The organism is Paenibacillus sp. FSL R5-0527 (assembly GCF_038008055.1).
In the GTDB taxonomy this organism is placed as follows: domain Bacteria; phylum Bacillota; class Bacilli; order Paenibacillales; family Paenibacillaceae; genus Fontibacillus; species Fontibacillus macerans.
Map to the genome: position 1 here is coordinate 4,738,671 of NZ_JBBOYI010000001.1, position 18,461 is coordinate 4,757,131.

Annotated in this window: 16 protein-coding genes and 1 pseudogene; all 17 read right to left on the reverse strand. The window is 50.3% G+C overall.

All coding sequences use genetic code 11. From position 1 onward, the window contains the following. Nucleotides 1-37: 37 nt before the first annotated feature. The 17 genes and pseudogenes from NYE69_RS20860 to NYE69_RS20935 all read right to left on the reverse strand — a co-directional run bounded on the left by NYE69_RS20860 (nt 38) and on the right by NYE69_RS20935 (nt 18,460). Nucleotides 38-880, reverse strand: coding sequence for a DUF4367 domain-containing protein (locus NYE69_RS20860; protein ID WP_340927726.1), 843 nt, complete (start codon nt 878-880; stop codon nt 38-40). After that, on the reverse strand, nt 877-1,443 hold the full coding sequence (locus NYE69_RS20865; protein WP_340930472.1) for a sigma-70 family RNA polymerase sigma factor: 567 nt from the start codon (nt 1,441-1,443) through the stop codon (nt 877-879). Before NYE69_RS20865 ends, NYE69_RS20860 begins: the two co-directional genes overlap by 4 nt. 284 nt (nt 1,444-1,727) lie before the next feature. After that, nucleotides 1,728-2,768, reverse strand: a complete 1,041-nt coding sequence (locus tag NYE69_RS20870; RefSeq protein WP_340927727.1) for a hypothetical protein — start codon at nt 2,766-2,768, stop codon at nt 1,728-1,730. Between the two features lie 135 nt (nt 2,769-2,903). Then, nucleotides 2,904-3,956, reverse strand: coding sequence for a hypothetical protein (locus tag NYE69_RS20875; RefSeq protein WP_340927728.1), 1,053 nt, complete (start codon nt 3,954-3,956; stop codon nt 2,904-2,906). Nucleotides 3,957-4,090: 134 nt separating this feature from the next. Further along, a complete protein-coding gene (locus NYE69_RS20880; protein ID WP_340927729.1) occupies nt 4,091-5,143 on the reverse strand; it encodes a hypothetical protein in 1,053 nt (350 codons plus the stop codon). A gap of 67 nt (nt 5,144-5,210) precedes the next feature. Beyond that, nucleotides 5,211-6,005: a hypothetical protein gene (locus tag NYE69_RS20885; protein ID WP_340927730.1), complete on the reverse strand. Its 795-nt coding sequence runs from the start codon at nt 6,003-6,005 to the stop codon at nt 5,211-5,213. 256 nt (nt 6,006-6,261) lie between these two features. Next, the gene (locus tag NYE69_RS33790; RefSeq protein ID WP_430113798.1) at nt 6,262-6,579 is read right to left on the reverse strand and encodes a winged helix-turn-helix domain-containing protein; all 318 of its coding nucleotides are present in this window, start codon (nt 6,577-6,579) and stop codon (nt 6,262-6,264) included. Nucleotides 6,580-7,159: 580 nt separating this feature from the next. Then, nucleotides 7,160-7,647 (reverse strand): annotated as a pseudogene (gene tnpA, locus NYE69_RS20890) (IS200/IS605 family transposase). A 524-nt stretch (nt 7,648-8,171) separates the two neighbouring features. Further along, nucleotides 8,172-8,957, reverse strand: coding sequence for an ABC transporter permease (locus tag NYE69_RS20895; protein WP_036622598.1), 786 nt, complete (start codon nt 8,955-8,957; stop codon nt 8,172-8,174). A gap of 7 nt (nt 8,958-8,964) precedes the next feature. Continuing rightward, nucleotides 8,965-9,768, reverse strand: coding sequence for an ABC transporter permease (locus NYE69_RS20900; protein ID WP_036622596.1), 804 nt, complete (start codon nt 9,766-9,768; stop codon nt 8,965-8,967). Beyond that, a complete protein-coding gene (locus NYE69_RS20905; protein ID WP_036622594.1) occupies nt 9,761-10,810 on the reverse strand; it encodes an ABC transporter ATP-binding protein in 1,050 nt (349 codons plus the stop codon). The genes NYE69_RS20900 and NYE69_RS20905 overlap by 8 nt, the downstream gene beginning before the upstream one ends. Nucleotides 10,811-11,613: 803 nt before the next feature. Beyond that, the gene (locus tag NYE69_RS20910) at nt 11,614-12,540 is read right to left on the reverse strand and encodes an alpha/beta hydrolase (RefSeq protein ID WP_340927733.1); all 927 of its coding nucleotides are present in this window, start codon (nt 12,538-12,540) and stop codon (nt 11,614-11,616) included. Nucleotides 12,541-12,552: 12 nt separating this feature from the next. Continuing rightward, the gene (locus NYE69_RS20915) at nt 12,553-13,584 is read right to left on the reverse strand and encodes a FecCD family ABC transporter permease (protein WP_445744785.1); all 1,032 of its coding nucleotides are present in this window, start codon (nt 13,582-13,584) and stop codon (nt 12,553-12,555) included. Beyond that, complete coding sequence (locus NYE69_RS20920) at nt 13,577-14,614, reverse strand: FecCD family ABC transporter permease (RefSeq protein WP_445744845.1); 1,038 nt, start codon at nt 14,612-14,614, stop codon at nt 13,577-13,579. The genes NYE69_RS20915 and NYE69_RS20920 overlap by 8 nt, the downstream gene beginning before the upstream one ends. Nucleotides 14,615-14,618: 4 nt before the next feature. Further along, nucleotides 14,619-15,644, reverse strand: coding sequence for an ABC transporter substrate-binding protein (locus tag NYE69_RS20925; protein ID WP_340927736.1), 1,026 nt, complete (start codon nt 15,642-15,644; stop codon nt 14,619-14,621). A gap of 120 nt (nt 15,645-15,764) precedes the next feature. After that, the gene (locus tag NYE69_RS20930; protein ID WP_340927737.1) at nt 15,765-17,411 is read right to left on the reverse strand and encodes an AraC family transcriptional regulator; all 1,647 of its coding nucleotides are present in this window, start codon (nt 17,409-17,411) and stop codon (nt 15,765-15,767) included. Between the two features lie 68 nt (nt 17,412-17,479). Beyond that, nucleotides 17,480-18,460, reverse strand: a complete 981-nt coding sequence (locus tag NYE69_RS20935; RefSeq protein ID WP_340927739.1) for a glycerophosphodiester phosphodiesterase family protein — start codon at nt 18,458-18,460, stop codon at nt 17,480-17,482. Between the last annotated feature and the right edge of the window lies 1 nt (nt 18,461).

The window sequence follows — 18,461 nt, forward strand, 5'->3', positions numbered from 1 at the left end:
ATTGCGTAAATCCAATAAACGTCTTTCGATTTAGTAATTAGCGGATCGACTCGGCAATGCGGATGATTTCGTTTCTGTCCACACTACGACTGGAGAGGTAATATAATGCGTCCTTGGTTTCCCAAAGCAGAGCTCTGTCATCCATCAGGATCGCTTTAACGCCATTCAACTGCAATTCCTCAAGCTTGCCTTCCGTACCCGTGCTGTACGCGGTTTCTTCATCAGGCAGCCGCTGCTGCATGTAGATACTGCCTTTTGTCTCCTCGTTTGTAAAATGGAGAGTGACATATTTGCCGCTTACCTCCTCCGCGTCACGATAAAATTCCGCGCTGTCGAAGGCGTATCCCTCTGGCAAATACTGCGGGAGCTTTACCGGAAAGTCGGCATAGTCGGCCAGCTTCGTTGTGTCCTTTATGCTGAGTATATGCTCCGCGATGTCCGGGTCCCGCTCTTCCTCTTTAACAGACTGCTTGCCCGTTGATTCTGCCGGTTGTGCCTGAGGTTCTGTCTGCGCCACCTCAATATGTCCCAGATTGAACGAAGCCAGCACTTTATCTACTATATCCTGTGCAAAGGAAGGCTGGGCAATGGCTATGCTCAGCACTCCGGCAGCCAGTGTCGCGCTCAGCGCGATGGCAGGACGTTTGAATCCGCGTTTATTTTTCATTGTGTTTGCCTCCTGTTTATTGTTCATCGTCCGTACTTTAAACAGCACGGCGCTGCGGTTGGAATATTGGCTGAAATCCTTGCCGGACAGCGCTTGGCTGAGCTCCAGCAGCTCACGGTTTTCTTTTGTATCGGCCACATCACCGGGAACTGCACCGTGCTGGCAAGCCTCCATATCACACAAGAACTTATCGTTGTTGCCTTTGAGTCTCATAACTGATCCACACTCCCAAGTTCAGCTTTCAGTTTTTTCATGGCACGGTAGAGAATCACTCCGATATTGCTTTCGGACAACCCGGTAATCTGGGCAACTTCCGTGTTCCGGAGACAGGCTCCAAATTTCAGCGCCACCAGATTCCGCTCTCTTTCATCCAGTTTGTTCAGCGCACCGATCAGTTTGTCGCTCCGCTCTTCCCGCAGGATCAGGTTTTCCGGGTCTTTTTTGCTTGACACCAGTTCCCTGACCGCTTCCAGCGAGAAAAACTGCCGTCTTCTTTGCCTTCTGTAGTAGTCGTTCACTACATTTCTGGCAATAGCAAACATCCATACTTCAAAGGGAGCTTTTTTCTGCGAATATGTCCCCAGCTTGCTTAATATCTTTTCAAACACCACACTCGTCAGATCCTCAGCGGTATGAACATTGCTCACACGATAGCTGATATAGTTGAAAATCCGTTTATAATAGGCTTCAAAAATCTCTGTAAACAGCCTGTCTATTTCCGTCTCTTCCCTGATCTCCTCCTGCATGAAAGGGTGAAGCAGCGCGCGGTCTTGCATCACTTGAGAATCTCCTTTCGCCAATGTATTACCTGGCCAAGTAATTCAACAGTTAATACGCCTTTCCTCCGGTTCCATTACAAAAAAATACCGGCTCCTGATCCCAGGAAACCGGCATTTATAACTGTACACCCGTTTATTCTTCCCATATTCCCCACCCTTGTTATAAGACCAGCCCTGCACGAACATGACTTCCAATAAATTAAAGCGGGATCCAACGCCCCAAACTTCTCGATTATAGAGGCTTGTACGGATCCCGCTCGACTTTCCCCCTTCATTTGCTGCTATTTAGAACCGGGTCGAATGTAACTGAAATTATTGATAAACCCGTCTTCTTGCAGGAATATCGGCTCTGATTTCTTGGTGTTTAAGTCGAGATAATATACCCCTCTTTGATCTGCTTTGGCATTTGCGTCTTCACCCAAGTAATAAATCCCTTTCCTATCTTTGGACATATAGGCTTTACCTACTACAGTGGGCAAATCTATCCTCGTTCTTTCGCCTGAATGAATATTGACCATACTATGCTCAACCTTACCGCTATTAATTACTTTAGTAGTTGCCATTAGAATTTGATCGCCGCTTACAGTTAAACTTAGAATTTTCTCCTCTTTCAGTTCTATGATTTTGCGAGTCGTTAGCGTCGTATTGTCAATCTCTACGATCCAGTGATTAGGCGGAATCATATCTGTGTTCGCTTTATTTGCTTTCCTCATCTGGATACTCTGCTGAGTGTCAGAATATTGGGCTGCATATATTTTGTTTGTCTCCAGACTATAAGCAATGTCCTGCGTATGGGTATCCAAATCTTGATCATCCACAAAGCGGATATCGCCAGCTTTCTTATCAAAAAAGCCGACTTTCAAGTTAATTTCTCCTCGCTTTACCGCTACCATGATCAGCTTGTTATCAGCAGTAAAAGGAATAATTCGATTAATCGCAAATAGGTTGGTGCTTATCTGCTTTGATGACTTTGTTGTTAGATCATATACAAAAAGTTCGTCTTCATCCTGCTCCCCCTCCCCAGAATAGTAAATTTTCTGCTCCGGTAAAGAAGCCGACGTAAGGGGATATTGTGATGTATAGGGTAATTCCGTCACTTTAGTCAGCTTTTTGCTGTTAAGCTCATAGCTGTACACCTCCATCGTCATGCCATCGTTTGTATCCGTCCCGTTCGTATACTTGGTATAAGTGATGCTCAGATAGTCGCTTAAATCATTATTCAGGGACTTATCGGATATTTTACTATACATAGGACTGCAACTGACCAATGAAGCGGTTAAAAGAAACAAAACTAATTTCATACCAACGTTTATTCTTCCCATATTCCCCACCTTTGTTGATAAGACCAGCCATACACGAACATGACTTCCAATAAATTAAAGCGGAATCCGACGTCCCAAACTTCTCGATTATTGAGGTTTGGACGGATCCCGCTCGACTTTCCCCCTTCATTGCTGCTATTTAGAACCGGGTCGAATGAAACTAAAATTGTTGATAAATCCGTCTTCTTGAAGAAATATCGGCTCTGATTTCTTGGTGTTTAAGTCGAGATAATATACCCCTCTTTGATCGGTTTTGGAGGTTTTGTCCACGCCTAAGTAATATATGCCTTTCCCATCTTTTGAAAAATATATTCCTCTTCTAGCTGTAATGGGTAGATCTATCTTCGTTCTTTCACCCGAAGCAATGTTAACCATGCTATACTCCACCGAACTGCCATTAATCACTTTTGTTGTTGCTATCAGGATTTGATCACCACTTATGGATAGGCTTAGAATTTGCTCCTCTTTCAGTTCGATGATTTTGCGAGTCGTTAGCGTAGCGTTGTCGATCTCTACGATCCAGTGATTAGGCGGAATCATATCTTTGTTCGCTTTATTCGCTTTCCTCATCTGGATACTCTGCTGAGTGTCAGAATATTGGGCTGCATATATTTTGTTTGTCTCTGGACTATAAGCAATGTCCTGCGTATGGGTATCCAAATCTTGATCATCCACAAAGCGGATATCACCGGCCTCCTTATCAAAAAAGCCGACTTTCAAGTTAATTTCTCCTCGCTTTACCGCTACCATGATCAGCTTATTATCGGCAGTAAAAGGAATAATTCGATTGATCGCAAATAGATTGGAACTTAGTTGCTCTGAAGATTGTGTTTTTAGATCATACGCAAAAAGTTCGTCTTCATCCCGCTCTCCCTCCGCAGAATAGTAAATTTTCTGCTCCGGTAAAGAAGCCACCGTGAGGGGGTACTGTGAGGTATAGGGCAATTCCGTCACTTTAGTCAGCTTTTTGCTGCCAATCTCATAACTGTATACCTCCATCGTCATGCCATCGTTCGTATCCATCCCGTTCGTATACTTCGTATAGGTGATGCTCAGATAGTCGCTTAAATTAGTGTTCTTATTCAGGGACTTATCGGATATTTTGGTGTTCGTAGGACTGCAACTGACCAATAAAGCGGTTAAAAGAAACAATACAACTAATTTCATATCACCGTTTGGTTTTCTCATATTCCCCACCTTTGTTATAAGACCAGCCCTGTACGAACATGACTTCCAATAAATTAAAGCGGAATCCAACGCCCCAAACTTCTCAATTATTGAGGTTTGGACGGATCCCGCTCGATTTCCCCCTTCATTTGCTGCTATTTAGAACCGGGTCGAATGAAACTGAAATTGTTGATAAATCCGTCTTCTTGTAGAAATATCGGCTCTGATTTCTTGGTCTTCAAGTCAAGATAAAATATCCCTCTTTGATCGGTCTTGGCGTTTTTGTCCTCACCCAAATAATAAATGCCTTTCCCATCTCTTGATAGATATATTCCTTTTCTTGCTGTAATGGGCAAATCTAACTTCGTTCTTTCGCCTGACTGAATGTTGACCATGCTATACTCAACCGGGCCACTATTAATGACTTTTGCCGTTGCTATCAGGATTTGATCGCCGCTTACGGTTATACTTAGAATTTTTTCCGCCTTCAACTCAATGATTTTGCGAGTCGCTAGCGTTGCATTGTCAATCTCTATGATCCAGTGATTAGACGGAATCATATCCGTATTCGCCATATTCGCTTTCTTCATTTGAATACGCTTCTGAGCGTCAGAATATTGGGCTGCGTACGTTTTGTCGGTTTCCGGATTATAAGCGATGTCCCATGTATGGGTATCCAGATCTTGATCATCCACAAAGCGGATATCTCCACCTTTCTTATCGAAAAAGCCGACTTTCAAGTTAATTTCTCCTCGCTTTACCGCTACCATGATCAGCTTGTTATCGGCAGTAAAAGGAATAATTCGATTGATCGCAAATAGATTGGAACTTAGTTGCTCTGAAGATTGTGTTTTTAGATCATACGCAAAAAGTTCGTCTTCATCCCGCTCTCCCTCCGCAGAATAGTAAATTTTCTGCTCAGGTAAAGAAGCCGACGAAAGGGGATATTGTGATGTATAGGGCAATTCCGTCACTTTAGTCAGCTTTTTGCTGCCAATCTCATAACTGTATACCTCCATCGTCATTCCATCGTTTGTATCCGTCCCATTCGTATACTTCGTATAGGTGATGCTTAGATAGTCGCTTAAATCAATGTTTTTATCTGGAGACTTATCGGATATTTTGCTGTACGTAGGACTGCAACTGACCAATGAAGCGGTTAAAAGAAACAATACGACTAATTTCATACCAACACTTATTCTTCCCATATTCCCCACCTTTGTTATGAAACCCGGGAACAAAACATTGTCCCCGGGTGAAACCTACTTAATTGTATTAAAAACTATAATAATACCGCCCACTAAAAGATACGGATTTTGACCAGTCTACCCCAAAATCCTCTACGGTCGTTTTCCAAAGATCTAGAACCGCATCGGGGAGAGCACCATTATCCCTTTTGTTTACATTTCCCGTTTCGTCATTATCCAAATTTCTAACTCTCAGCTCAGTATCATATTCTGGATTATCAATGTCACCACGAGTAGCTGCATCGCCTCGTCCTAGAGTGTTATCGTTTTCTCCAGTCTTATCCGTAAAATTAGTAATTCGTCCTACTCCCAGCACACTGCTATTTGAAATTGTTATCGTATTATTATGATTACCATAGGTATAGGTTCCAGCCGGTTTTCTGGTTCCTCTTGGCAAAGCCTTGTAGGCAAAAGGAATAAAGCCACCATTGTCTTGGATAAGAAATTGTTTAATATAGCCTTCGCCGTCATACTCAACTCGCAATCCGGGTTGCGGTGCTGGATTTTCGATTTTATATACCGGATAGTTTGCCGCTTCCGCTTTAATCTTGTTTACAAATTCATTTTCTTCTTCAAGCGCCTTTTGTTCGTCCGGCGTAAGGTTAGATTGCAATGGCTTCAGACTGGAATTAGATTCAACTACAGGTGTTCCCTCTTCAACGATCACCATTTGATTATTCGCATCATATTCAATCACGGTTCCAGCATTCATTCTAGCAGGGACTTGGTCATTTTGAGATTCAGCCGAAACCATCGATGTAATACAGAGACCTACTAAGCAAGTTGCAGATAGAATTTTGAACATATTTTTAATAACCTTCAATTTGCTGCATCTCCTTATATTTGAGTTTCGACGCCTCGGTCTATTCATGATGTTGCGAACAGCTTGCAATTCTTTCCTAGTAAACAAAAGACACCTACACCACATTAACAAAAAAGTTTCTACCAAAAGTTACTGCTAATGCGTTTTTCATAGATCACCCCAATTTCTACATCTCCTGTTATTTATTTCACGTTCATTATAACAGCCATTTCATGTCGAATTTCTTTCAATCATTCAAGTTATTCGACAAAAGTGCCTACTTCCTATTTGCCATCAGCATATATCCGATGCCTTTGATTGAAATTAAATACTTCGGTTTTCTTGGATTCTCTTCAATCTTTTTCCTCAGTCGGCTTATGTACACCTGCAAATCACTTACGCTTATTTCAGTAAAAAGTACAGACAAAAGCTCATTATACCGAACGATATGACCCAAGTTCTCTGTTAATCGTGTTAGCAACAGAATCTCGCTATGTGATAATGCACATGGCAGATCATTTTTCATGAAAATAGACTTATCAAAGTCAATATAACTATCTCTTCCAAGGGGCAACTTATGGATTGTCAGGTTCATATTCTCATTTCCTCTCTCTATTTTCCATTATTAGAATAATATAAAAGATAGAGACTTGTCCTTACAGAATAGTTACACTGGCGGTTACAAAGTCATTACAACTATGATTATTTACATTTTTATAAGAAAAACGCCTGACGGCGTCCTTTAATGGTTCTGACTAAACTTCTACATTGGAGCGATTTGGAGGCTCTCCTTAAACTTTGGACGCTGCTCTAACGGACACCAGAGACCTTATCCGCCCATTTCCCGGGTATTTCCCAGCCTAACGGACACACACGCCCCTATTTCGCTCTAAACCCGTACATCCAGGCCGATTTGAGGAAAATAAGGTCATCCGTGTCCGTTACATTTTGCAAACTCCCGTTTTTTCGAAAATAATGGCCCCGGTGTCCCTTAGCCCCCTGATTCCTCTTCTCCTCCCTCGGAATTTTATACTTTCTGAGATGTTAAATCAGAACCACCCGTATAACGGGTGGTTTGCTCTGCGGCTGAAAGCCTTTGGTACTGGCCAGCCCTAAAAGGGCATTGAAGGGTTCGCCAACCGCACTACTTTTTCGGCTACCCCTAAAGGGGTTCTCTATTTCTTCTTCTTTCGATGTTCCTTTGTTTCTTCTCCTGTAAATGGATCGATGTATTCCTCCATTGTTATTTGTTCCGCGACGATATCTTCCTGCAATTGATTTCGGATATACTCTTGTATCACTTTCTTGTTCCTTCCGACCGTATCCACGTAAAACCCTTTAAACCAGAACTTCCGACTTCCATACCGATACTTTAGATTGGCATGTCGGTCAAAGATCATCAAGCTACTCTTTCCTTTTAAATATCCTATAAACGCTGACACACTCAGCTTCGGTGGGATACTCACCAACATATGAATATGATCTTTGCACGCTTCAGCTTCAATAATTTCCACATTTTTTCTCTCACATAATTGTCTCAATATTTTCCCAATATCTTGTTTCAATTTCCGTATATGACTTGCCGTCTATACTTTGGGGCAAACACGATATGATACTTACAATTCCATTTTGTATGTGCTAAACTGTTCACATCAGATGACATCTGTATTCCTCCTATTGTGTAACATTAGGAGGAATTTTTTTGATACATCGCTGAAAGCTCTCCCGAACCATACGCATAGCGTATGGTTTTCTTTTGACAAAAAACCGGATTACTGGTTGTGAGCAACCAATAATCCGGAATTTCCGAAAGACATATTCCCTTATAATGCGTGTTCAAAAAGCCGGCTTTTCAGCACCGAAGCTTATGCTTACGATGTGCGTTTTTTCAAATCGCTTTAGGTCGGATGAAGCTAGGGACGAAAGGGGCGGAGCGTACGTTTTGGGTACGTGAGCACCTGAAATGTTTCCGTAGGAAACATGCTTCGGAAGTATATGCTGGGCCCGGCTGAATTCAAGATTCGACGTCGAGACCACTTCATGACCTGCTTCGTGATAAGAAAAACTTTATCGATGTACATTCTCAGAAGACAGACCGCCTTAAGATGAAGTTTTTCTTGTTATTTAAAGAAGCGGTGCACGGATGGTTTTGCATTTTATATCTTCAAAAGATGACTTTTTGAACAGTTAAGACCCCGCTCCCCGGTACCGCTTCACGCCATAGTTCCAAGCGGTGATGCCTATCGCCAGGAAAACCGCGCCAACGACCGGAGTGAGCCAAGCCATCATCTGCATCTCCTCCCGGTGCAAAAATAGCGAAGCCGGATAAACGCCGACGAAAGCGAACGGCAAAATCCAGGTCAGCAGCACTTGAATCGCCCGGTTGTAAATCGTCACCGGATAACGGCCGTAGCCCTGCACGTTGTACATCAGCGGCAAAATGCCGGTCGGCGCGTCGGAATAAAACGACAGCGAGGTCAGCGTCGTGTAAATCCCGGTGTAAATGGCAACCGCGCTTAATGTGAACAAAATCAGGGCCGGGATTGTCCACCACTCAAAATCGAGGCCCAATTGCCCCCCGCTGACGCCCATGATGATCAAGCCGATGATCGAGCCTACGAGCGCCGGCGGATCGACGTTTTCCAGAAAGATCTGGAACAGGTTGTAGGCCGGCCGGGTCATGATCCGGTCCATTTCGCCTTTGACGATATAACGTTCGCTAAAGTTCCACATATTGACGAAGCAGCTGAACACCCCAAACGGCACCATAAAAAAGCCGTAAACAAACACCACTTCGCTTTCGCTCCAGCCGCCGAGGCTGTCGGTGTGCATGAAGATGACGAAAATGAAGATCAGGTTCGTCGCCTGAAACAGCAAATCGGAAATGACCTCCACCCAAAAATCGGCGCGGTAGGTCAGCCGGGTTTTCATATAGTTTTTCAAATATTCGCCAATGAGGCCCAAATAGTACATATTGTTCTCAACCTCCTTGAACGAACAGGCGTCGCCGCGACGCGCGGTACAACCAAACCATCGGAATCAGCAAAATCACGAACCAGACAACCTGGATGCCCAGCACGCTCCAGATCGAGGCGCCTTGAATCCGGCCCGTAAACACGGAGCCCGGCAAATAGGTGATCGCCTGAAACGGCAGGTAATTCATGATCCCCGAAAGCCAGGATGGAAACAGGCTGATCGGAATGATGAGCCCCGAAAACAGGTCGACGACGACCCGTTTCATGCGCATGAAGCCTTCGTTGTTTTCCACGAAAAAAGCCATTAGCCCGGTGATCACGTTGAGCTGCGAATTGATCAAAAAGCTGAAAAACAGCATCACGAGGAAACCTGCCCAAGCGGAAGGCGCCGTCGGCAGCTTCACCGGATACAGCAGCATGGCGATGGCCATGCCGGGGATCATGAGCATCATGAAGCGAAACATCCCTTCACCGAGGCCCTGCATCATTTTGACCATCAAATAGTTATAAGGGCGGATAAACTGGATGGCGATGCTGCCGTCGCGGATATCCGTGGAGATTTCCCGGTCGAGATTGTTGAAATAAAACGCGCGGGCCATCCACGATACGGCCAGATACGTGGTCATTTGCGAGGCGGTAAAGCCGCCGAGTTCCCCACCTCCGCCATAGATCGCTTTCCACGTAAAATAATAAACCCCGATGTTCAGCGTATAAATCAAAATGCCCGAATAATAATTAACCCGATAGGCCAGCATGGTCAGAAAACGGATGCGGATAAAATCGATGTAAGCTCCTAAGGTGTTAGACATGGACCACCGCACCTTCGCTTTCGGCCGGCTCGTCCGGTTTTTTCTCCGCCGAACCGGCCTGGTAGATGCTGCGCACGATTTCGTCGGTGTTCGTCTCGATGATTTTGATATCGGTGATGTCCGCTTTGCCGACGACTTGCCCCAGCACCTCGGACACGCCGATGTCGAGGGGAATCCAAACCTTGGCGTTCAAATCGTTTTCCGCCGTCCAAACGACCGGCAGCGAACCGGTCCAGGACCGGAGCTGATCCAGCTTGGTCGCCATCCCGAATTGGAACAGCACCTCCCTGCCTGTCCCCCAGCGGTTTTTGAGCTCCTCCAGGCCGCCGTCGTAAATGATCCGGCCGTCGTCGAGCATGATGACCCGGGAGCACAGCGCCTCGATGTCCTGCAAATCATGCGTGGTCAGCAGAATCGTCGTTCCATGTTCACGGTTCATGTCTTTCAGGAAATCGCGGATTTCCGATTTGACGACGATGTCCAAGCCGATCGTCGGTTCGTCGAGGAACACGATCGACGGGTTGTGCAGCAGCGCGGCCACGAGCTCGCAGCGCATCCGCTGCCCCAGGCTCAGCTTGCGCACCGGGCGGTTCAGCAGCTCCTGCAGCTGCAGCCGTTCCACCAGCTCGTCCAGCCGCTTCTTGTAATCGGCCTGCGGCACGCGGTACACCTTGCGCAGCAGCTCAAACGATTCGATTACGCCGATGTCCCACCACAGCTGGCTGCGCTGCCCGAACACGACGCCGATATGCTGCACGAATTTCTCGCGCTCCTCATAAGGCACAAAGCCCCCTACCTTCAAATGTCCCGAAGTCGGCACCAAAATGCCGGTCAGCATTTTGATCGTCGTCGACTTCCCGGCCCCGTTTTCCCCGATATATCCGCAGATCTCCCCTTCCGGAATCTGAAAAGAAATATCTTTAACGGCGGCCACTTCGTTGTACTCCCTCTTGAACAAATCAAGAAAGGCCCCTTTGAGGCCTTCGCGGTTTTTCTGCACTTTAAACGTCTTGCGCAAGTCGCGCACTTCAATGGCAGCCATGTCATCCCTCGCTTGTATATAAATTTTAGCCCGCTAAAAATTATATAGTAACTTCCACCAAAGCACCAGACCTTATAAGCGCGCATTCTTCTATCGGATGTTCGGAAGCGCGGCATGCCTGACTGAACTTCCTGTCATTAAGCATAACCGTCAGGTCTAAAACGCCTCTAAACGAATACTTAAAAAAGTATAAAAAAGATGGACAAGGCGCTTACGGCGGTGCAGAATTTAGTCTAAAAAGCGGTTGGCGAGAAGCCTGGAGACAGGCGGTTATGCCGAAGAAAGGCGGTTATGCCGAAGAAAGGCGGCTATGCCGAAGAAAGGCGGCTATGCCGAAGAAAGGCGGAGGGCAGTACAGTGGATAGTACAGGACGTAACGGAATAAGTACAGGGAATAGTAAAAGGTGTTGTATATCAAGCGTGATGAAGTGCTGCACGGGGGATGTATGAATCGCGGATTTCCAAAGTACTGGACAAAAGTCACTAGCGCTGCATCAAATCTGAACCCTAGAACCGTTCTAACGGTTGCCCTGGCACTAGCGTTGCATTAAATCTAACAAGATACATTTTCTAGCTACACCAATATTCTAAAGGTTGCCACAAGCGCTATTTGTTCTAATACCGTTGATTTCAAACTGTAACGGTTGCCATAGAGCTTATTTCGCCGAAAACCGGTAATTTTTGCTTGGATTCAGGCAAATAACGGCGCTGGCAACCGTTAGAATTTCGAAAAGGTCTTTTTTCGGCAAATAGCCGCTGCTGCAACCGTTAGAGTTCCGGTTAGGCTGGCGGGCTCGGGCGGATCACGGTAACTGCGGCGGCAAGCTTAACGTTTCCCCAACGCACGGCTTCAGCGTATCGCGGATCACCCGGACGATAAACGGAAACAGTACCGATAGATGGGTTTCCTCCGCGAAACATGTGTAGGATACGCGGAATCCGGGGATGCCGGCGGCATTCAACCGTTCGTACAGTGCTTTGGCGTCTTCGATCATATGCGGCTTTTCCAGGCTGCCGACGCCAAGATAAAGCCCGCTGGGCGGCTTCGCCTCCCCTGCCGGGGAGTCCCCGGTTACCGGGAAGTCCCCGGCGAAACCATCATCTGAGGCCGGCCCCGGCCCCGCCGCTTCCCTCCATTGCCGAATCAAGTGTTCCGCGACCGGCACGATACAGCGATTTTTCCACCAGATCGACGGGCTTCCGGCGGCATAATATTGAAAAGCACGGGACCGCGTAAACAGTGTGTACAAGACCAGCCAGCCGCCCAGCGAGTGGCCGAACAGCGTTTGACGGGTGCGGTCAATCGGCACCTCCCGCTCGATAAGCGGTTTTAACTCCTCTTCGATAAACGCCAGGAACTGCTCCGCTCCCCCGGTTTGCGGCCACGGTACATCAATCGGGCGCTGCGGCAGCTCCTCATGATCCGCATGGATTGTAAAATCGTAGAAACGGGCCTCCGTGTCAAACGGCTGATCCGTCTCATACCCGATGCCAACGACGGCGGAAGCTTCCAGCCGATGGGGCCCGCGCGCATGCATGCGCACCGCCTCCGCCATCGCCCCAAAACAGGCGTTGGCGTCGAGCAAATAAATCACCGGGAAGCCGCCCTCCGGGGCCGGCCCGTCCGGCTTCCACAGCATGATGCGGTAATCGCGCCCGCCGCGGCTCTTCATTTTCCATTGCTTAGCCCCGGGGATACAAAACGGCTGTTTCTCCAGCGTCTGATTCATGATGGCGCCCTCCTAACTTCTTCTTGCCCGATATAATTGGTAAACGAAATAAGGTACCCCGATGATCGAGATGACGATGCCCACGGGCAACTCCACCGGCGCAAACACCGTCCTGCCGATCAAGTCGCCGATGATGACCATCGCCATCCCGATCGCGCCGCAGGCGGGAATCACATAGCGGTAGTGGATGCCGACCAACCGCCGGGCGATATGCGGGGCGATCAGCCCGACAAAGCCGATGCTGCCCGACACCGCTACGCAGGCGCTGACAAGCCCGATGCTGCAAACGAGCAGCCACTGCCGCTCTGCTCCCGCCCGGACGCCCAAGCCGACAACGCTCGTCTCATGCAGCTGCATCACGTCGAGCACGCCCGCTTTGCGCCAAATGACCGGGATGAGCACCAGCAGCCACGGCAGCGTCGTCAGCACCTGCTCCCAGCTGGCGCCGTATATGCTGCCCGTCAGCCAGACCGTGGCCATTTCGAAATCCTGGGGATTCATCTTCAGGGATACGTATAATGTAATGGCGCCAAAGCCCGAGCCAAGCGCGATGCCGACGAGGATCAAACGCTGCGGGTCGATGACTCCATTCCGGCCGGAAAAGAAATAGAGCAGCGCCGCCGCGGCGAGACCGCCGATCCAGCCAAACAGCGGCATCGATAACACCGAGCCAAAACCGCCGCCATTCACCGCCCCCTGCACAAAAAACATAAACAAAACCACCGCCGTCCCCGCCGCGGCATGAATGCCCAGGATACCGGGATCGGCGAGCGGATTTCGCGTGATCCCCTGCAGCGCGGCGCCGGCTACGCCAAGCCCGCAGCCGACCAAAGCGCCGATCACGATCCGCGGCAGCCGGAATTCGAAGATGACCAGGTCGTGGTCCCGCTGCGGATCGATGCGGAGCAGCGTCCCGAAGACATCGCGAACCGACAGGTCAAACGACCCGTTTGTGAGGCCGAGGTACATCCCGCATAACGCAAGGCCGCAGCAGACGGAAAAAACCAGCCAAAACCGCGCCGAAGAATAAGGCCTACTACTCACTTTTTTCCCCTCCTCTCGTCTTGATCAAGTAGAGGAAATAAGGCACGCCAAACAGCGCGGTAACGACGCCGACCGGCACTTCGAACGGCGGATTCAGAAAGCGGCTGAGCAAATCGCACCAAGCTAAAAACAAAGCGCCGAGCAGCGCCGCAAACGGAATCACCCTCCGGTAATCCGGCCCTACCAAAAGCCGCGTAATATGCGGCATGATCAAACCGACAAAGGCGATTTTCCCCGCGATCGCCACGGCGGCGCCGGTCATGACTACGACGCCGAGCATTGCCGCCGCTTTGATCAGCTTGACGTTCAGCCCCAATTCCGACGCCAGCTCATCCCCCAGCGCAAGCGCCGTGACCGGACGGGCCAAGAGCAGGGCGAGCAGCAGTCCGAAGATCCCGAAAGGAACGGCCAGCCACAGCATTTCCGGTGCGATATCGTGCAGCCGGGCGTTGTACCAGAAGCTGATATTTTGCGATACCTGAAAATAACTGGCCAGCGCCTGGGACACCCCGCCGAGAAAAGTGCCCAAAAGCGTGCCCAGCACCGCCAGCATGACGGGGGAGGAACCGCCGGGCAGCACCCTGGACAAGCCGAACACGAGACAGGCGCCAAGCGTCGAGCCGGCCAGGGAATACCCGATCATCCCCATGTTCGTCGTTCCCGGCATAAACGCCATGCATAAGGTGACCGCAAACGCCGAACCGTCCGAAATCCCCATTATGGAAGGCGAGGCCAGCGGATTTCTGGTAATTCCCTGCATCAAGGCGCCGGAAACGGCGAGCAGCGCGCCGATCAGCAGCGCGCCGAGCGCGCGGGGAATCCGGGACGCGCGGACGATCTGATGATCGATGTTGCCAGCATCAAAATGAACGACCGCGTCCCATACCTTATCGCAGGTGATCGGCTTCGTTCCGTGCAGCACCGATCCCGCGAGCGTGACGGCGATGAGCAGAATACCCAGGGCCAGGAGGCCGGCATTTCTCAGCTTGCGTATTCCCGCCGGTGTCCCGGTTCGAATATCCCCGCTCATCCGATTACTCGCCAAGCCGTTCCTGCGCCGCCTTTAGGAATTCGATCCGGCTCCACGCAGGACCTCCTTCCGCCAGCGGATCGAGCACGTTCACGAACACCTTGCCGTTTTTCACCGCATTTACGTTTTTGACGATCGGGTCATTCAAAAATTCGTCCAGCGCCGTTTTCGTTTCCTGATTCTCATCGCTCGCAAACTGAATAAACAAATAGTCCGGATTCATCGCGGCAAACTGCTCGACCGTCACTTCTTCCTGCGCTTTGGCCGCGGCAACCTCCGCCGGCGCCTTCAAACCAAGATCCTCATACAAAATCGGATTCAAAAATACCGTTTTCGGATAAATAAACAGCTTCCCGGTACGGATCCGTACCGCCAGCACGTTTTGATCCTGGAGTTTGCCGGTCAGTTCCGCTTTGGCTTTCTCCAGATCGCTTTGATACTCCGAAATCGCCTTTTCGGCTTCGGCCTGCTTCCCCGTCAGTTCCGCCAGCAGGTTCAAATTCGCTTCCCAGTCGACGGCCAAATGCGAGACGAGGACGGTCGGCGCGATTTTGCCGAGCTTCTCCGCTACCTCTGCAGGAAATTTCGTCGAGCCGAGAATAACGTCCGGTTTAAGCTTCAGAATCGTTTCGAAATTAGGCTGGATTTTCTCCCCGATCGATTCCGCCTGATCCGTCACCTTGGCAAAACGCTCCGGAAAAGCTCCGCCGAACGAAATCGCGCCTACCGGATGCACGTCCAGCACCAGGGCATCCTCCATCGACTCCATCGATCCGGTAATGACGATCCGCTCCACCTTGGCCGGAACCTGATAGGTCTGGCCCAAATATTCAAGCGTGCGCGTTCCCGTTCCGGCTGCCTGCCCATTCCCGGCGGCATTTCCATCCGCGGCCGGATTCGCCGAAGCGGCATTCGCGTTCCCCGCAGCGTTTTGCCCCGCCCCCGCTTCATCGCTTATCCCCGACCCGCACGCCGTCAGCGCCAATGTAAACAGCAGGATAAGCAAACCTGCCCAAGTCAATTTCTTCATCTCTCCGTAGACCCCTTTCCATATGCGGACAAAATCATCATCGCTTATTTATGATAATGATTATCATTGTCGATTATAAAAAGAGGACTTCCGCTTTACCATGGATTATCTTCGGAACAATTATGGACATTCTCCCGGAAACAACCGGGCAAGCTGCTCCAGCATGCGGAGATGCGCGTGCGGGGAATATTCGAGCCACGGGTCCGATGTCAGCATGCGCACTTTTTGCCGTTCAACGGCGGGGAGCGCCAGCCATTCCCGGCGCTTTTGCAATCTTCCCCACGCATCGATCGTCTCGCTGTCCTGACGCACTATCATCAAAATATGACCGGGGTTGATTCGTCTCAGCTCCTCCAGGCTTACCGGCCGGTTGTAAAGTTCCGTTTCCCCGGCATAAGCGGGAAGCAATTCCAAATCGCCGTACAATAGCCCGGCCATGCCGCGATTGCAGTGGAGAAACAGGCTTTCGTCCACCATGCGGATCACGGCCACCGTGCCCTGGCGGAGCGCAAGCGGCAGCAGTTCTTTCGTCCGCTTCAACTGAAAAGAATAATCTTCCAGCCATTTTCCGGCCTGCCACGTTTCGCCCAATTCCGCTGCCAGCGACGCAAACTGCTCCCGCCAGTCGAGACGGGAAACGGCAAGCAGCTTCACGGGAGCAATCCGCTCCAGCTCGGCTTGTTCTCCCGGCGAAATCGTATTGGCGGCGAGGATCAGATCGGCGGAAATTTGCCGAAGCTGCTCCAAATTGGCCCGCCAGTCCTCGTTGTACCGGTAAGCGCTGAACTGCACCGGAATTTCCCCGCTGAACTCGCGGTAGTAGTATTCCGTCCACTTGGGATGGAGCGGCGCCGCGTGCGGCAAAATCCCCAGCGGCACCAGATAGCCGAGCACCGGCGGGCTGTAGGCCGCCAGCTTCCGGCGGCTGCTTTGCATATAGGCGCTCGGCGATACGCCGATCTCCTGTTTGAACTTGCGGCTGAAATAAAACTCATCCGCATAGCCGATCATGTGCGCGATGTCGCGCAGCTTGGCCGGGGACTGCGCCATCAGCCGCTTCGCCTGCCGCATGCGCAGTTCCGTAACGTATTCGATCACGCTTTTGCCGTATTTTTTCTTGTATAACTCCACGAAATATTTCGGGCTTAGCTCCGCGATCCGGGCGAGCCGCTCGATCGTGACCGGCTCGGCGTAATGCTCCTCGATGTATCGTTTAGCGTGCTCCACGGCCGCGCCAGCGTTTTCCGGCTTTGACCGGAGGTTCCGGTAAATGTGAAAAAGCATTTCCTGCAGATCGATCTGACAGCGGAAATGCCCCATCTCGTCCTCGCCATGCCATGTCCGATAGAGATCGGCGCTCATCGCCGCCAGCTGATCGTTTGGATAAACGAACATTTTTCCCGAACGCGGCAGCGCTTCGGAAGAGCGGTCTATCCGGAGGATGCTTCGCCCCTCGCTGTGACCCTTTTGCGGGCAGGCAAACACATCGAAGCAAAAGGCATACAACTCGGCCTCCCCGCTCCGCTCGGCGGCGCCAAACGTCTGCCCCGGAACCGCGAGGAAAACGCTGCCCCGGTCCAACTCCGCCGGCTCCTGATCGATGATCAGCCGCACGCTGCCCCGTACCGCCACGATCAAGACAAACGACATCGCCAACTGCTGCCGCAAGGCCCCCCCGAGTTCGTCTTTTATGTACTCAACGGAACGAAGCCGGAATGATAAATCACCCAGCTTGCTTATTTTCAAATCGTTTTTCGTCTGCTTCATGTTAGGACATCTCGCTTTATCGATATACTCGTATTAAGTATATTGATAACCGTTCTCAACTTCAATCCTTAATCCTTATTCAGCTCCGCGCTGATTTTATCGATCCGGTTCGTCCAGATCCAGCCGGAGTAACCGGCCGGCAGCCGCTTTAGGTCCTCGGCCGTGTCGAAGCCGCTGGAAAAATCGCTGCCGTCTCCGCCGACCACAACGACCCTCGTATCGACCGAGTCCATCCGGTTCAGGAACTTATCCGGCCACCCCCAAATCCACGGGGCGATATTCTCGGGGATATGCAGCTCCGTATTCCGGCAAGCGTCCGGGATGTATCCCGTCCAACCGGAAGCCTCGTACGACAGTAAACATCGCTTCAGCGTCGCCTTGGACATGGCCCGCAGGTCCGGCAGCTGCTCCTGCAGCGTGCGGATCGGCTCGTCGCCGCCATAAACGGTCAGCAAGCTCCGCTCCTCCGGGGGCCTTGTCGATAAGAAATCCGCCAGCTGCGTTCCTTCCTCCGGATCATTGCTTTTGACGTGAATGAGGAACGCTTTGCCGGGAAAATGCTCCAGCACCTCCGGCAGCGACGGCATCAGCCCGATGCCTTTGCCGCGGAACGGGTACGTCGCCCCTTGGTCCGCCGTATACCCGTAGCCGATATCCAGCATTTTCAGCTCGGCCAGCGTATAATCCTTCGTCGCCCTTGGCGCATTGGTCCGGCAATCCAAAGTCCAATCGTGAAACACGGCAAACTGCCCGTCCTTAGTCGGCTTGACGTCAAGCTCCACCATATCCGCCCCCGCCGCAAACGCCGCTTCCATGGAAGCGATCGTATTTTCCAAAAAGGGATGCTCCGGCTCGTAAATCCGCTCCGCAGTGCAGGTATCGTTCTCAACGCCCTCCAGCGGAAAAGTTTGCGCCAGTCCCCGGTGGGCCAGCAGTTTAGGCTCGTCGCCCCGCGAAGCCGTGAAGTGCGATGAATTGTTTATGTAAACGAAAACGAGAAAAGCAAGCAGGAGCCACGTCCTTTTTCGCCTGATGATCTTCCACAACATG

What these genes read in the sequence shown, in the direction of transcription:
- NYE69_RS20860 (WP_340927726.1), bottom strand. Translation starts at nt 880, where the DNA reads ATGAGACTCAAAGGCAACAACGATAAGTTCTTGTGTGATATGGAGGCT.
- NYE69_RS20865 (WP_340930472.1), bottom strand. Translation starts at nt 1,443, where the DNA reads ATGCAAGACCGCGCGCTGCTTCACCCTTTCATGCAGGAGGAGATCAGG.
- NYE69_RS20870 (WP_340927727.1), bottom strand. Translation starts at nt 2,768, where the DNA reads ATGGGAAGAATAAACGTTGGTATGAAATTAGTTTTGTTTCTTTTAACC.
- NYE69_RS20875 (WP_340927728.1), bottom strand. Translation starts at nt 3,956, where the DNA reads ATGAGAAAACCAAACGGTGATATGAAATTAGTTGTATTGTTTCTTTTA.
- NYE69_RS20880 (WP_340927729.1), bottom strand. Translation starts at nt 5,143, where the DNA reads ATGGGAAGAATAAGTGTTGGTATGAAATTAGTCGTATTGTTTCTTTTA.
- NYE69_RS33790 (WP_430113798.1), bottom strand. Translation starts at nt 6,579, where the DNA reads ATGAACCTGACAATCCATAAGTTGCCCCTTGGAAGAGATAGTTATATT.
- NYE69_RS20895 (WP_036622598.1), bottom strand. Translation starts at nt 8,957, where the DNA reads ATGTACTATTTGGGCCTCATTGGCGAATATTTGAAAAACTATATGAAA.
- NYE69_RS20900 (WP_036622596.1), bottom strand. Translation starts at nt 9,768, where the DNA reads ATGTCTAACACCTTAGGAGCTTACATCGATTTTATCCGCATCCGTTTT.
- NYE69_RS20905 (WP_036622594.1), bottom strand. Translation starts at nt 10,810, where the DNA reads ATGGCTGCCATTGAAGTGCGCGACTTGCGCAAGACGTTTAAAGTGCAG.
- NYE69_RS20910 (WP_340927733.1), bottom strand. Translation starts at nt 12,540, where the DNA reads ATGAATCAGACGCTGGAGAAACAGCCGTTTTGTATCCCCGGGGCTAAG.
- NYE69_RS20920 (WP_445744845.1), bottom strand. Translation starts at nt 14,614, where the DNA reads ATGAGCGGGGATATTCGAACCGGGACACCGGCGGGAATACGCAAGCTG.
- NYE69_RS20925 (WP_340927736.1), bottom strand. Translation starts at nt 15,644, where the DNA reads ATGAAGAAATTGACTTGGGCAGGTTTGCTTATCCTGCTGTTTACATTG.
- NYE69_RS20930 (WP_340927737.1), bottom strand. Translation starts at nt 17,411, where the DNA reads ATGAAGCAGACGAAAAACGATTTGAAAATAAGCAAGCTGGGTGATTTA.
- NYE69_RS20935 (WP_340927739.1), bottom strand. Translation starts at nt 18,460, where the DNA reads ATGTTGTGGAAGATCATCAGGCGAAAAAGGACGTGGCTCCTGCTTGCT.